At 62.3% G+C, this 14,282-nt stretch carries 14 protein-coding genes and 1 other RNA gene; 6 read left to right on the forward strand and 9 right to left on the reverse strand.

The annotated features are described in order from the left end of the window. Positions 1-13: 13 nt before the first annotated feature. The 4 genes from glf to AC1KVG_RS19055 form a co-directional block, all read right to left on the reverse strand. Complete coding sequence (gene glf, locus AC1KVG_RS19040) at positions 14-1,201, reverse strand: UDP-galactopyranose mutase (protein ID WP_481095438.1); 1,188 nt, start codon at positions 1,199-1,201, stop codon at positions 14-16. Next, a complete protein-coding gene (locus AC1KVG_RS19045) occupies positions 1,198-2,382 on the reverse strand; it encodes a glycosyltransferase family 1 protein (RefSeq protein ID WP_481095417.1) in 1,185 nt (394 codons plus the stop codon). The genes glf and AC1KVG_RS19045 overlap by 4 nt, the downstream gene beginning before the upstream one ends. Positions 2,383-2,421: 39 nt before the next feature. Further along, entirely contained in the window at positions 2,422-3,591 is a 1,170-nt protein-coding gene (gene galE / locus AC1KVG_RS19050) for a UDP-glucose 4-epimerase GalE (protein WP_481095418.1), read from the reverse strand. Positions 3,592-4,665: 1,074 nt separating this feature from the next. Continuing rightward, positions 4,666-5,532 carry a glucose 1-dehydrogenase gene (locus AC1KVG_RS19055; protein ID WP_481095419.1) on the reverse strand — a complete coding sequence of 289 codons (867 nt, stop codon included), beginning with the start codon at positions 5,530-5,532 and terminating at the stop codon, positions 4,666-4,668. 221 nt (positions 5,533-5,753) lie between these two features. Between AC1KVG_RS19055 and AC1KVG_RS19060 the strand changes: the two genes are divergently transcribed. The 4 genes from AC1KVG_RS19060 (at position 5,754) to AC1KVG_RS19075 (ending at position 8,794) form a co-directional block, all read left to right on the forward strand. Next, on the forward strand, positions 5,754-6,395 hold the full coding sequence (locus AC1KVG_RS19060; RefSeq protein ID WP_481095420.1) for a DUF6766 family protein: 642 nt from the start codon (positions 5,754-5,756) through the stop codon (positions 6,393-6,395). A gap of 141 nt (positions 6,396-6,536) precedes the next feature. Then, a complete protein-coding gene (locus AC1KVG_RS19065) occupies positions 6,537-6,722 on the forward strand; it encodes a hypothetical protein (RefSeq protein ID WP_481095421.1) in 186 nt (61 codons plus the stop codon). A gap of 564 nt (positions 6,723-7,286) precedes the next feature. Continuing rightward, positions 7,287-8,567: a sigma-54-dependent transcriptional regulator gene (locus AC1KVG_RS19070; protein ID WP_481095422.1), complete on the forward strand. Its 1,281-nt coding sequence runs from the start codon at positions 7,287-7,289 to the stop codon at positions 8,565-8,567. After that, positions 8,567-8,794 carry a hypothetical protein gene (locus AC1KVG_RS19075; protein ID WP_168957248.1) on the forward strand — a complete coding sequence of 76 codons (228 nt, stop codon included), beginning with the start codon at positions 8,567-8,569 and terminating at the stop codon, positions 8,792-8,794. Before AC1KVG_RS19070 ends, AC1KVG_RS19075 begins: the two co-directional genes overlap by 1 nt. A 32-nt stretch (positions 8,795-8,826) precedes the next feature. Here the strand turns inward: AC1KVG_RS19075 and AC1KVG_RS19080 are convergent, their stop codons facing one another. After that, the gene (locus AC1KVG_RS19080) at positions 8,827-9,210 is read right to left on the reverse strand and encodes a response regulator (RefSeq protein WP_481095423.1); all 384 of its coding nucleotides are present in this window, start codon (positions 9,208-9,210) and stop codon (positions 8,827-8,829) included. Between the two features lie 346 nt (positions 9,211-9,556). Here AC1KVG_RS19080 and AC1KVG_RS19085 point away from each other — a divergent pair, with 346 nt between their 5' ends. Continuing rightward, entirely contained in the window at positions 9,557-10,129 is a 573-nt protein-coding gene (locus AC1KVG_RS19085; protein WP_481095424.1) for a hypothetical protein, read from the forward strand. A 509-nt stretch (positions 10,130-10,638) separates the two neighbouring features. Here the strand turns inward: AC1KVG_RS19085 and AC1KVG_RS19090 are convergent. From AC1KVG_RS19090 to AC1KVG_RS19100, 3 genes are all read right to left on the reverse strand, one after another. Next, the gene (locus tag AC1KVG_RS19090; protein ID WP_168957244.1) at positions 10,639-11,538 is read right to left on the reverse strand and encodes a manganese catalase family protein; all 900 of its coding nucleotides are present in this window, start codon (positions 11,536-11,538) and stop codon (positions 10,639-10,641) included. A 136-nt stretch (positions 11,539-11,674) separates the two neighbouring features. Further along, positions 11,675-12,181 (reverse strand): YciE/YciF ferroxidase family protein, encoded by a 507-nt coding sequence (locus AC1KVG_RS19095; protein ID WP_074058568.1) that lies wholly within the window; start codon positions 12,179-12,181, stop codon positions 11,675-11,677. Positions 12,182-12,538: 357 nt separating this feature from the next. Beyond that, positions 12,539-12,614: non-coding RNA, sX9 sRNA (locus AC1KVG_RS19100), on the reverse strand. A gap of 35 nt (positions 12,615-12,649) precedes the next feature. Here AC1KVG_RS19100 and AC1KVG_RS19105 point away from each other — a divergent pair. Further along, positions 12,650-12,856: a hypothetical protein gene (locus AC1KVG_RS19105; protein ID WP_043907125.1), complete on the forward strand. Its 207-nt coding sequence runs from the start codon at positions 12,650-12,652 to the stop codon at positions 12,854-12,856. Positions 12,857-12,878: 22 nt separating this feature from the next. On the opposite strand, the gene AC1KVG_RS19110 is transcribed toward AC1KVG_RS19105, so the two are convergent. Further along, complete coding sequence (locus tag AC1KVG_RS19110) at positions 12,879-14,093, reverse strand: FAD-dependent oxidoreductase (RefSeq protein WP_481095425.1); 1,215 nt, start codon at positions 14,091-14,093, stop codon at positions 12,879-12,881. Positions 14,094-14,282 lie beyond the last annotated feature (189 nt).

The raw sequence follows: 14,282 nt of genomic DNA on the forward strand, positions 1-14,282 counted from the left end.
GGGGTGTTGCCGATCAGACAGCCAGTTCGGCGTGACGCTGGTGTTCTGCCTCTTCGATGCGCTTGAACAAGGCCAATGCCTGGCCGACCACTTGATCCATGTTGTAGTACTTGTAGGTGCCCAGCCGCCCAAGGAAGGTGACATTGGGCGTCTCTGCCGCCAGGCGCTCGTAGCGCCGGTACAGCGCGGCATTCTCCGCACGTGGAATCGGATAATACGGGTCGCCGTCGGCCGATGGGTACTCGTGGGTGAGGCTGGTCTTGGGATGTTGCTGGCCGGTCAGATGCTTGTACTCGGTGATGCGCGTGTAGGCCACATCTTCGGCCGGGTAGTTGACCGTGGCGACCGCCTGAAAGTGTTCCTGATCCACGGTGCTGTGTTCGAACTTGAGCGAGCGATACGGCAGCTTGCCGTAGCAATAGTCGAAGTATTCGTCCACCGGCCCGCTGTAGACCAGTTGGTCGTAGTCCAGCTCGTCGCGGATCTCGCGGTAGTCGGTATTGAGCATCACCTTGATGTTGGGGTGATCGAGCATGCGTTCGAACATGCGGGTGTAGCCGTGCAGCGGCATCTGCTGGAAGGTGTCGGTGAAGTAACGGTCGTCGTCATTGGTGCGGGTGGGCACGCGCGAGGTCACCGACTTGTCCAGCTGCGACGGATCCAGACCCCATTGCTTGCGCGTGTAGCCGCGGAAGAAGGTCTCGTACAATTCGCGGCCCACCTGATTGATCACCACGTCTTCGCTGGTCTGGATATCGGCCACCGATTCGGCGCGGCTGGCCAGAAATGCAGCGGCGTCTTGTTCGGTTGCGAGCTGCAAACCGTAGAGCCGGTTCAAGGTGGTCATGTTGATCGGGATCGGCACCTGCTGCTCGCCTACCTGCGCCAGCACACGATGCGCGTAAGGCCGCCACTGGGTGAAGTTGGACAGGTAATCCACGATGCGCTGCGCATTGGTGTGGAAGATGTGCGGGCCATAGCGATGGATCAGGACACCGGCGTCATCGTGGAAGTCATAGGCGTTACCGCCGATATGCGGGCGACGATCCACCACCAGCACGCGTTTGCCCAGGCCTGCGGCCAGGCGCTCGGCAAGCACGCTGCCGGCAAAGCCCGCACCGATGATCAGGTAATCGAATCCGCGCCGGGTACCGCCGAGGGTGCGGGTGCTCGCCAGCGGAACGGTGCCCGAAGGCGTCATTGCTTCCACGTGAGTTTCTCCTTCATCAAGTCATAGGTGTGGTCCCAGGACATATCGCCCAGCACTTGGTCAGCGGTTTCCAGCAGCTGCTCGCGGTCGGCGCCGTCGCGTAGCGCGGCTTCGCACGCGGCAACGAATGCATCGGGCGTGTTGGCAATGCGCACCACGCCGGTGTCGCCATAGGTGCGCACCACATCGTGGATGGGCGTGGAGACCACCGGGCAGCCGCCGGCCAGATATTCGGGCGTCTTGGTCGGGCTGATGAAGCGGGTGGAGGCATTCATGGCAAACGGCATCAACGCCACCTCCCAGCCGGACAGATAGCCGGGCAATTGGTCGTAGCTCTTGCCACCCAGGTAATGGATATTGTCGGCTTGCGGCAACTCGGCCGGGTCGATCTTGACCACCGGGCCGATCATCACCCACTGCCAGTACGGGCGTTGCGCGGCGATGCTGCGCAACAGCTCCACGTCGAAGCGTTCGTCGATCACGCCATAGAAACCCAGACGCGGATGCGCGATGCCGGCTTGATCGGCAGGCTCCTGCTGGGGCGCACGTGCCGCGGCGAAATGCGCCACCTCCACACTGCTGGGGAAGGCATGTGCGTTGGCATGCAGCGCGCGCTTTGCTTCCCAGATGCTGTAGCCACCGGTGAACACCACATCGGCGCGCTGCAGCAGTTCGCGTTCGCGTTGTACCAGTTCGGGCGGCGCACCGCGAAATGCCGACAGCTCGTCCATGCAGTCGTACACGATCACGCGCGGATGCAGATGCGCGCTGAAGCTCTGACTCATCGGCGTGTAGTACCACAGCACCAGATCGTCCACACCGAGCTCGGCCAGATAGCCATCCAGCAACTGGCGTTGGATCTGCACGGCCGCCTCGCCTTCGCAACCGGCCGGCAGCCGGGGCACCAGCACATGCAGGCCGCCTGCTTCGCCACGCACCTGCAGCCACGGCTCGGGTTCGTCGCAGGCGATGGGCTCCTCCCAGAACAGCAGATTGAAATCACGCGCAAAGCGCGACATCAGATGCTGTGGGCGCTGGTACACAAAGCTCCAGCGCAGATGCGACAAGCACAACAGCGTGGGTCGCGATGGGTCGAATTGCGGGGTGTTGTCGGATGCGACGGCGCGGCGGGTGTTGCCGATGTCGTAGTGAAACTGACCAGCCCAGCTCATGGAATGCCCTCAATCAAAAAGGAAAGGAATCAGCCCGCATCACACGCGCGAGAGACGGTCTGCAGGCAGCAGGGTGCGAGCCACCTCGTTGCGGCGGCGTCCCTCTGCCGTTGGCAACAAGCGACGTGACGGTGTGACCAGCTCGCGCGCGAGCTCGCGCTCGGGCACGGTGGTCGGGGTGCGCGGTCTGGTCAGGCGCGAGGTCGCATAGCCGTCCGGATGCAGTTGCTGCCAACGCCAGGTATCGCGACACATGCGGTCCAGGTCGTATTCGGCCTTCCAGCCCAATAGCCGATTGGCCAGCGTGGCGTTTGCGTAATACACCGCCACATCGCCATCGCGGCGCGGTGCGATGCTCAACGGGATGCGGCAGCCACTGGCACGCTCGAATGCGGCAGCCACCTCGCGCACGCTGTGGCCGCGGCCGCTGCCCAGGTTCACCACCAGTCCCTTGCGCTCGCGCTGCAGGTAGTCGATGGCATCCACATGCGCGCGCGCCAGATCCATCACGTGCAGATAATCGCGCACGCCGGTGCCGTCGGCAGTAGGGTAATCATCGCCGAACACCTGCAGCGCAGCGCGGCGGCCGACGGCCACCTGCGCGATATAGGGCATCAGATTGTTCGGCACGCCGCGCGGATCTTCGCCCAGATACCCGCTGGGATGCGCACCTACCGGGTTGAAGTAACGCAGCAGCGCGGCATTGAATTCGGGCCACGCGATGCTCAAATCACCGATCATTTCTTCCATCATCAGCTTGGTGCGGCCGTAGGGATTGATCGCCTTCAACGGCGCGCTTTCCTTGATTGGGCTGATGTTTTCATCGCCATACACGGTGGCCGAGGAGCTGAACGCCAGGTTGGACACCTCGGCAGTGCGCATCGCACGTAACAGCGCCAGCGTGCCGGTCACGTTGTTGTTGAAATACAGCAGCGGCTCGCGTACCGATTCGCCAACGGCCTTGAGTGCGGCAAAATGCAGCACGGCATCGATACGCTTGCTGCTCAGCAACTCAGCGAGCTCTGGTGCGCGCACATCCATGCGATGGAACTCCGGTCGAGCTCCCATCAGATACTGCAGATGGTCGAGCACGCGCTCGGATGAATTGCTCAAATTATCGACAATGCACACGTCGTGCCCACGTCGCGCCAGTTCCACACAGGTATGTGAGCCGATATAACCGGTGCCGCCGGTGACCAAAATTCTCATTGATTGCCTGCCTTGTGGAGGGCGCTGAGGCGCCGGCTTACCCAGGACGCGGATCACCACCGCGCACGTTTGCCTGCGTGTTGGGTGATGTCATCGCGCCGGCAGCGTGCTGATGTGCAGCTACGCATTGGGCGGCAGCCAGGTCTGGGCGAGCAGAGGGCTACATGCATCACTGTCCAACACGATCTACGGTAGGTGGCAGAACGTGAGAACAGGCGCAGGGGTAGGTGTGTGCCACGCGAGTGAGGCGTTGACTATTTACTCACCGGCGCTGTGTGTTTTTTAGTCGCGCACACTGATTGCCAGGAGTGGCTGGCAAAACTATTTCCCGACGATTTATTGCTGAGCTTGGGAGTTGGGTCTTCAGTGAAGAGCGGCTGATCTGCGGTTTGGCTGCAGGGTCCTTGCCCGCCTACCGTCGCGGGACAAGCCGCAAGTACGTCCGTGTAGGCTCTTACGCGGCATCCGTGCCGCGTAAGGTCCCGCGACGGTAGGCGGGCAAGGGCCAGTCAAGTTGATCGGTACGCATGTTTTTTAACAAAGCAGCCAGCGACCTGTCTGGTGCGATGTCTTCGCTGCGCTCTTGATGCTGTGAGTTTGCTGCAGGGTCCTTGCCCGCCCACCATCGCAGGACACGCCGCAAGTACGTCCATGTAGGCTCTTACGCGGCATCCATGCCGCGTAAGGTCCCGCGATGGTAGGCGGGCAAGGACCATCTAAGAGGGTCGGTGTGCATAGTTGCAAGCAGTGCATTACGTGCGTTGTTCGGATAACGGAGGCGCATTCGATCAGCTTCGCAACGCAAGGCTGTCAACAGACAGCTTTCAACAAAGCAACCTGCAAATTCCCTGGTGCGGTGTCCTTGCCGCTTGCGGGACCATGTGGCGGCATGGATGCCGCCACTGAGCCTCCATGGACGGATTCACGGCGTGTCCCGTGAGCGGCAAGGGCACCGCGCGATCGGCCAACCAAGCCTTTGATCGAATCTAAAATGCACATGCGCACGCTGCTGCACACAAAAAAAACCCGCGTTGCTGCGAGAGCAACGCGGGTTTGGCGACAACGTGGAGCGGGTTACAGAGTGACGGCCCCACCGGCAATGGTCAGCAACGTGCCGGAGGTGTAGCTGGCAGTGTCGGCCGCGAGCATCACGTAGGCCGATGCCAGCTCGACCGGCTGGCCGGGCCGCCCCATCGGAGTTTGGCTGCCGAAGTTTTCCACCGACTCTTCGTCCATGCCTGCCGGAATGAACGGTGTCCAGATCGGGCCGGGCAGCACCGCATTGACGCGGATGTGCTTGTCGGCCAGCACGCCGGCCAGGCCAATGGTGAGATTGGCCAACGCGCCCTTGGTGGCGGCATAGGGAAGAATATTTGGCGTGGGTTTCTTGGACTGCACCGAGGCGGTATTGATGATGGAGCCACCGTCCTTCATCAACGGTACCGACAGCTGCACCAGATGAAACACCGCATGCACATTGGTGTCGAAGGTCTTGCGCCATTCGTCCAGCGTAATGTCTTCGAAATTCTGGAAATATTTCTGGTAGCCGGCGTTGTTGACCAGAATGTCCAGTCCGCCGAAGGCGCTGTTGACCTGTTCGATCAATGCTGCGGCCTGGCGCGGGTCGCTGATATCGCAACCGACCAGTAGCGCCTTGACGCCGGCCTTCTCGATCAGCGCACCGATTCTGGCCGCGTCCTCCTGCTCATCGGGCAGATACGCGATGGCCACGTCGGCGCCTTCACGTGCGTAGGCAATCGCCACGGCAGCACCAATGCCACTGTCGCCACCGGTGATCAGCGCGCGCTTGCCTGTCAGCTGCCCATGACCGACGTAGCTGTCTTCGCCATGGTCCGGGCGTGGATCCATCTTCTCGGTCCGGCCGGGGAAGCCCTGCTGCTGCGGCTTGAACGGCGGGCGTGGGTAATTGGGGACGGGCATGTGGGGTCTCCTGACGGTGTGGATCACTACAACGTGAGTGTCAGTGTGGTCATGCAGACGTAAACGTCCGGGCTAGACGATGTCGCCGGCATGTGTGCTGCGCGCGGCGCGTTCACGTTGTCAGCAAGCACGCCAGCCGACCTCACGGCGGGCAGTGCGCGCAGACTTCATGCGCTTTTGCCGATCACGCTCGATACTGCGCGCATCGTCAGGAGTTACGCATGTTCTTTCGTCGCAATGGGTTGTCGTTGTGTCTGCTTGCGCTGACGCTGCTCTTCATCGGTTGCCAGATCTATGCCGGCCTGCATTCCTATAACGCGGAGTTGACGGAGCAGGGCCAGCCAACGCTGCTGCTGGCCGCGTATCTGCACAGTCCGCATTTCGTCTCGGCCCTGTTCGAGAACTGGGAGAGCGAGTTTCTGCAGATGGGCATGTATGTGCTGCTGACCGTCAAGCTGCGCCAGGTGGGCTCGGCCGAGTCGCGTCCGCTCGATCCTGCTGAAGAAAGCGCCGAGATCAAGCCGGGCCAGACGCCGTGGCCGGTGCGTGCCGGTGGGCTGTGGCTGCGCGTGTATGAGCACTCGTTGGCGCTGGCATTTGGCGCGCTGTTCCTGATGAGTTTTGTCCTGCATCTGCTTGGCAGCTGGCGGCTTGCGTTGCTGGAGCGCACACAAAAAGGGTTGCCGCCGATCAGCATCCTCGACCATTTCACCGATGCCGGGTTCTGGTTCGAATCGATGCAGAACTGGCAGAGCGAATTCCTGGCGGTGTTCGCGCTGGTGGTGTTGACTATCTGGCTACGGCAGAAGGATTCGCCGCAGTCCAAACCGGTGGCGGCACCGCATTCGCAAACCGGTGGCTGAGCATGTTCGGATCACGCGTACTTGGCGTGCTCGGCGGGGCCATCTGCGCAATCACTTCACACGGTGACGCAGGTTTGTTCACCAGCTTGCAATGTCCGCCTGCCTAGCGTGGTGGCACGATAACCAGGCAGGAGAACCGCGATGGCTAGCGAACCGAAGAAGCCGTGGGGTCCGGACGATGATCAGAGCAAGCCGTTCACGCCGCAAGAGCAGCGCAACGAGAATGCCGAACGAAAAGTGCACGACATGCCCGACGAAGACCGCGACGTCAACAAAGCGGATCCGGAGCAGGACTACGAACGCCCGGATGGGTCGGAAAACCGCTGAGTCCTCCGCGATGCGATACCGATGAAGGCGCCCGCAGTTGCGGGCGCTTTTAGTTTCAACAGCCGCACAGGACGCGGGGTTGAGCGATCTGTACACACGCTCTCCACGATGAGTGCGTAGGCTGTGGATAGCACATCGAACCCGACCGGCCCTGCTGGAACGGTTCGCCCAACGCCTCGCATGGCGCTGGCCCAGGTCAGCGCCAGCTGACGCCTAGATTGCGATGTAACAGCGCAAGCGAGCTGATCCAGTGGCTCATCGATGATGGCATCCGCCTCGGACTGGCGTGGCAGCCGTCGCAAAACCTTGCACGTCGTGGCGTTTTGGCACTCGCGCTGCGGCGACCGAGCCCAACCGTGACGCTTGGCACTGGCGTAACCAGGATTTGCCATGCGTACTTCGGTCAAGATCGGCGCGGCGGGCTCGACATTGGGGAAAGAGCTACGCTCATCCCTGATGGCGATGACACCGGTGTGCCACTCGACGTGGTGAGCGGCGCTTTTTCGCGCCGTCGTCACAATTCTCAACTGAACATGTATCAGCACTTTGCGGACAGAAGCGCCCATGGACCGTCTTTCCTGCGCCATCATCGACGACGACGTGGAGTTCTGCGATCAGGTGGTGGAGTTAGCCACCGATAGCGGCTTCCGGGCCAAGGGCATGCACACCCTTGGCGAAGCCAGCCGTTGGCTGGACAGCAATTTCCCCGACCTGTTGGTCGTGGACGTTGGACTGCCCGACGGCAGCGGTTTCGATCTCATCGAACGGCTCGACCCGGATCACACGCCACAGATCGTGGTGGTGTCGGGCGATTACGCCTATGAGACCCAGGGCCGCGCACAGCAGTTCGGGGTCAGCGAGTTCCTGACCAAGCCATTCGCGCCGGAACGCCTGGAGCGTGTGCTCGGCGGTCTTCGTGAAGCGCAGCAGGGCAACCTGGGCATCGTCGGCAACAGCGACAGCATCGTGCTGTTGCGCAAGGACATCGTGCGCGTGGCACCAACCGACTTGAACGTGCTGGTGACCGGCGAGACCGGTACCGGCAAGGATCTGGTCGCGCGCGCCATCCATCGTGTCTCCGGTCGTCGCGGCCGCTTTGTGCCGGTCAACTGCGGCGCAATACCAGAAGAACTGCTGGCAAGTCAGCTGTTCGGTCACGAGCGCGGCAGCTTCACCGGCGCCGATCGTCGCCATGCCGGATTTCTGGAGCAGGCTGCCGACGGCACGCTGTTTCTGGATGAAATCGGCGAAATGCCCAAGCGTCTGCAGGTCTATCTGCTGCGGGCGATCGAATCGCGCAGCTTCATGCGCGTGGGCGGCAACGAAGAGATCCCGCTCGATGCGCGCGTGGTCGCTGCCACCCACCAGCATGTGCAGCGCGAGCAAGCGGTGCTGCGCGAGGATCTGTTCTACCGGCTCAACGAATATCCGATCCAGGTACCGCCGCTGCGCGAGCGGCGGGGAGATGCGCGGCTGTTGGGCTTGCGTGTGATCGACGAACTCAATGTCAAATACGGCACGCGCAAGTTGCCGACCAAGTCATTGCTGCGCTATCTGGCATACCACACCTGGCCGGGCAACGTGCGCGAGCTGCGCTCGTTCATCCGCTATCTGTATCTACGCTCCGATGGCGACCTGTTGAGTGCGCCGGATGTGGAGCAGACCGTGCCGCAGGCCGACGAGGACGGATTGTTGATTCCCGCAGGCTGGACCATGCGGCAGGCCGAAGACGCGATGATCGAAGCAGCATTGGCACGCACCCGCTTCAATAAGAAGGCCGCCGCACGCGAGTTGGGCATCAGTGTGCGGACCTTGCACAACCGGCTCAGCGACAAGGACGCGTAGTGGCCGATGCATCCGATGGACAGCGGCGTGAGCTGCTGCACCAATTGCGCAACCGCCTCAACGTGATGGGATTTGCGCTGTATGCGTTGCGCAACGAGGCCTCCAAGCCACTGGAGACCTTGCGCAGCGCACATCAGTCAGCGGTGGAGCTGCTCAATCAGCTCGGCGAAGAAGAGCGCGCCCGGCAGCAGATAAAAGACACCCAGGCCGACACTTCCGATCGGTGACGGGTTGTCGGTGAGATCCGATCAGATGATGATCAATAATGCTCGGCCGGTTGAGCCTGGTCGCTCAGCAGCGTGGTGATCGCGCGCGGGTTGTACGGCTTCATGCAGTACGACAGATGCGCAAAGCGCACTGGCAGCGTGTAGCGGTCATAGCCGGAACAGAACGAGAACGGGACCCCGCGCTCCAGCAATGCATCGGCCACCGGAAACACCGGCTGGCCGCGCACATTGACGTCGAGCAACGCACCGTCTATCTCCTCGCCCGAGGTCACCAGCGAAAGCGCGTCGGACACAGTGCCCACCGGTCCGACCACACGGACACCGGCTTCGATCAGCAAGTCGTTGAGCGATTGGGCGAGTAGATAATCGTCCTCGACCACAAGGATGCGGCGGCCGTGTAGCGTTGTGTTGGACATAAAAACTCCGGAACTAAAGTGCGGTCTGACGCCGCACGCCGGCATCGTGCGCGCACCCGGCGTTAATAACGCGCGTAAGCAGGCGCTTCAAAGAGCGATCTCTTCAACTTCAGGAAGTAAGTACGCGTGCGTGGATGTCTACATGTAGATCTGCATGCACATGCACCGGTCACGGAAAATATTGCGCAACAGCGCACATCTTGCGACCTGTTCGATCGTCGCTAAAAAGAAGATGTAGCCGAAGTCACGGAAATCCTTGCAACACCGGTGTCCGCGTCAGTCGAAGACTTGGCGCGCATTGTGCGTACCGACCCCGAGTCCTTGGGACGTACACGGTGGAGTCGTCATGATTACGCGCATTCTTCAGTTGTCCGCCCGCGTGGCGAGCAACGCATGGGTCGAGGTCGGGGTGGGCGCCGATGCGGACATTCTGATCGCCGATCGGGGCGGCAAACGCGAAGAACGTGCCACCTTTGGTCGACGCGCTCCCGGACAGCAGCGCTCGATCCACACGCAGGAGCCGAGCTGGCTGGGCGGCGTGGATCTGGCGATCTGGGAAACCCAGCGCTGTGCGATTCCGTTATGCGGATTCGTCTGCACGGCCTCTGCAGATGGCAGTACGGCCGCCACCTGGTTGAGTCAGGACAGTGGCGCGGTGTATGCAGCGGGCCTGCGCAACGTGATGGATATCGGCGGCCGCCTGCAAATGGGGTTCTCCTTGCTGGTGGCCGCGTCGGCCAGCATGCCCACGCATCGTCCGCTCTGCATCGATGGCGATGTCAAACAATGGCTGCATGTCGGCGGCAAAGTGGCCATGCTGCATCTCACGCCTTGGCAGTTGGGTCGCTATACGACTGCAGCCGGCGTACGGCCGGACTGGACCAGCGAGGAACACTCGGCGCAGATCGCGCGCGTTTAGGTGGGGAATGTCAGGCAGCAAATATAAAGGGGCCCCTGGGGGCCCCTCGTCGTTCTGGTCGTGCGATGTTGTGTCAGCTGCAGAAGGCAGCATGGTCATGCGTCATGCATTTCGCATGCATCGCACGCGGCTAGGGCATCAAGCCTTCGACCGGTTCGGCTTGGAACCGGTCTTGGTGGCCTTGAGAGGTGATTGAACGGTGTGGATGCGTCGGGGGCAGAGCGGTTGATCTGCGGGTTTGCTGCAGGGCCCTTGCCCGCCCACCATCGCGGGACACGCTGCAAGTACGTCCTTGTAAGCTCTTACGCGGCATCCATGCCGCGTAAGGTCCCGCGACGGTGGGCGGGCAAGGACCAGTCGAGATGGTCGGTGTGGATGTTTTCAAGCAGCCTCCGAACTGTCTGGCTTGGTGCAGCTTATGCCGTCGTTGCAATGATCTGTCGTCGCACTAAAAAGCCCGGGTCGCGAACGCCCCGGGCTAATGCTGGGTGCGCTGGCACTCAGCAGGTTCAGCGCTGGATGTCGCCGGTGGTGGAGCCGGCACCCGGGCCTGCGCCCAGGTCGGCACCGGTCACGCGGTCGAGCTCCGGATTGGAGAGCAGACGCAACGACATCGCGTCCAGTGCGTCGGTCTGGGTCGCGTCCAACGCAACCGTGGCCGAGCCATCACCGCCATCGACTGCAGTCTGCAGTTCGCGGTCTGCAACCACGTCCCATTGCTCGCCGGCATTCCACGGACCCACCATGTCGCCTTCGCCCTGCGACATGTTGTAGTAGGTGTCGGTGAAGCGCGGGTCACCCGGCAGCTTGCCCGGCGGGAAGTTCGGCTCGATCGAGTACAGCGCTTTCTCGAACGACTTCTGATGCGCCACCTCGCGTGTCATCAAAAAGCGCAGCGCATCCACGATGCCCGGATCGTCGGTGACAGTGATCAGACGCTCGTACACCAGCTTGGCGCGTGCTTCGGCGGCGATGTTGGAACGCAGGTCGGAGGTCGGGCAACCGATCGAGTCCACATACGCCGACGTCCACGGCACACCGCTGGAATTGACCAGCGCAGGGCCGCCACCGTACAAGATCTGCTGGGTGTGGCTGGTGCTGTTCTGGGTCATGGAGCGCATCTCCATGGCCTCTTCCATGCCTTCGGACAACACCGCCTTCGGTCCCTTGTTGAGCATGGCGATGATCGAGCCGATGATCTCCAGGTGGCTCAGTTCTTCGGTGGCGATATCGAACAGCAAATCCTTGCGGCCCGGATCGTCTTCGCCCAATGCCTGGGTGAAGTACTGCATCGCAGCGGCGAGTTCGCCCTGCGGTCCGCCAAACTGCTCGAGCATCAACGTGGCCAGATCCGGATTCGGTTCGGCAACGCGGACGGTATACATCAACCGCTTGTTATGCATAAACATGTGTCGTGCTCCATGGCTGGCACCCGGGATGACTGCCACTCGGTAAGCGGACAGAAGACGCGGGGCTCTGGCTTTCGGGGGTGATGCCCGCAGACGCGGGCAGACGCAGTGCGGCAGTGCCGCACTGCGCGATGCATCAGGCCGCTTTACTGGTCTTGGATGCTTTTTGGTTGCCACCTTGCTCTGCAAGCAGGGTCAGCTTTTCATCGGTGGCTTTTTCTTCTTCCAGGGTTGCAAGCAGCAACGTGATCGCATCGGAGTAACCGAGCTGCTTGGCGATGGCCGCGATGGTGCCGTACGAGGCGATCTCGTAATGCTCCACCTTCTGCGCGCCACCGATCAGTGCCGCATCGCGCACCGGGCCGGCTTCGATCTCTTCGATCACCTCACGGCCTTCTTCGACCAGGCCTTCCATCGCTGCACACTTGATGCGCTTGAGCTTGATGCCGAGCAGTTCGACGATCTGGTCGATCCGCTCGATCTGGCCCTGGGTTTCTTCCAGATGCACCTTGAATGCCTCAACCAGCTTGGGCTCGGTCGCCGCACGTGCCAGGCGCGGCAGCGATTTGGTCAGCTGTTTTTCTGCGCTGTAGATGTCCGACAGTTCGTGGATGAAAAGCTCTTCAATTGTCTTGATCGCCATGGGCGGCTCCTTCGAGTGGATAGGTGGGTCAACAGTGCGGTGCACCGTGTGCGCGTCATGCCTTCAACTGCCTGCGAGCCAGCGGCTCCGTCACGTCGGCATCGCATTGCACGGGCGTGACGCACGCCAGTGCTGCAAGGTCGCGGTGACCGGATTTCAAGCTGTCTCGCATGGGTCGCTAAGCTAGTCACCGACGTGTTAGCGGGATCGGTGGATGCGGTGATCCCGATGCGATGGCGGCCTGTGCCGTAGCCCGTGCAGGGAGGCTGCAAAAGAGCGTCGTGCAGCCACCGCGATGCGCTACAACGGTGGTCCACCACTGCGCGAGACGTTGGCATGACGCCATTGGATAAGAGCGGCTAAAAAAACGTAGCGAGCAGCCGTCAGGCGGGTGCGGACGGCGCGCAGGAACCGGAGTGTACGAGTGATACATGAGGATTCCGAGCACCGGCCGCGCCCGCCTGACGGCTGCGCAGTAGTTTTGTTCGCCGCTCTAAACCGCTACGCCGAGAACTGCACATCGGCGCGTCGACCTACACCTTGATCATCGACCCGCAGGGTTTGAAGCTGGTCGAAAAGGGAAAGCGCAAAGGCGTGGTGTTGCGTTGGGATGAACTGGTCAGCGGGGATGCCGCACTGGCCCGCGCATTGCAGGCCTCACTCAGCGACGCGTGAGTTCTGGCGCTCGCGCAACAGCTCACGCCGAGTGGAACAGACGCGCCAATTCGCGCACCGCCGCTGCAGAGGCTGCGTGATCCGGTGTGGCATCGGCATTGTTGAAATCGTTCGCGCCTTGCGCTTGCACCAGCAGCCCGTCGCGGCGTGGCACGACATTGAGATTGTGACCACGCCAGACCAGCCCGTAGGTGACGTCCGGTTGCGGAATCAGGCGCGCGGTCTGCCCACGCACCGGGATGACGCTGTCGTCGCCAAGCAACGCACGCGCACCGTAGCCGGTGGCATTGACCAGGATCTTCTCGCGCAGATCGCCGAACTGGCGCGGGTGTTCGAAGCTGCGGGTATACAGCTCGCCGCCGGCCTGCAGAAAGTCGTCCATCAATAATCGCGCATAGGCGCTGAGGTTGAAGGTCAGCTGGCTATAGCGGCGCACGAACGGCACCGGGAACGGATGACTGCCGGGAGCGACCGGTTGCGAGCGCGGGCCGAGGTCATGGATCAATTCGCGCTCCAGCGGCGGATAGTCCGGCTCGTGCGCTTCGGCCGATGGAAGCGGTTGGTCGAACGGCACATCCGATAACGCGTAACCATCGCGCCATTCGATCGGCTCGCCCGGCAAGCCGAGCAAGGTCTGGTAGCGGCGAAACGAGATGCGCGCCATCTCTTCCCAACGTGTCTTGAAGTCGGCCGTGGCGTGCTCGCTGGTGCACACGCGCGAGTCCGGCGACCACACGCCCGTTGCGTAGAACGAACGCACATCCGGCAGGCGCTCGCGTGCATAGATGCGCACGCGCAAGCCGGCGCGTTGTGCCACCAGCGCGGTGGTCAGCCCGATCGCGCCGCAGCCGATTACCGCCAGCTCACGCGCATTGGCATCGGCCGCACGCACCAGCCGCAGCGCGTGTTCGGCCGCACCCCACGACAACGACCACCCGCTGCCGCCATGCCCGTAGTTGTGCACCACCGTCTTGCGACCGATGCGCTCGACCTCGATCCGCGGCCCCTGCGCACGGAACGGCCGCGTGCAACCGTTGATGGCAATGATGCGATCGACCGAAGCGTGGATCGGCGCCAGCGGCGGCGATGCGGCGAACTGGCTCGGCAGCGCGCCAGGCGCCGCAGCCGGCAGCGGCGAAGAAGGTGCTGCACTGGCAGGGCCGGTCGCGGCCCAGCTAGTGGTGGAAGCGGCCGCAAGCGTAAGGCCGGCGCTCTGCAAAAAATGACGACGGTGCATGCGACTCCCAAGTGTGTGGTGGATGGCAAGGCGATAGAGGGCAACGCGGCTTGCGCATGGAGCAACATGCCCGGCGCGGCATCTGCACACGCCAGGCCTCTTTCATGCACGGCAGCCGGCATCTTCAAGACTCAGGGCGCAACGCCGCAGACGCCGAGCATACCGCGCACCTGCATGCCTGCCACTGCC

It is taken from the genome of Xanthomonas sp. NCPPB 3959, from assembly GCF_056675575.1.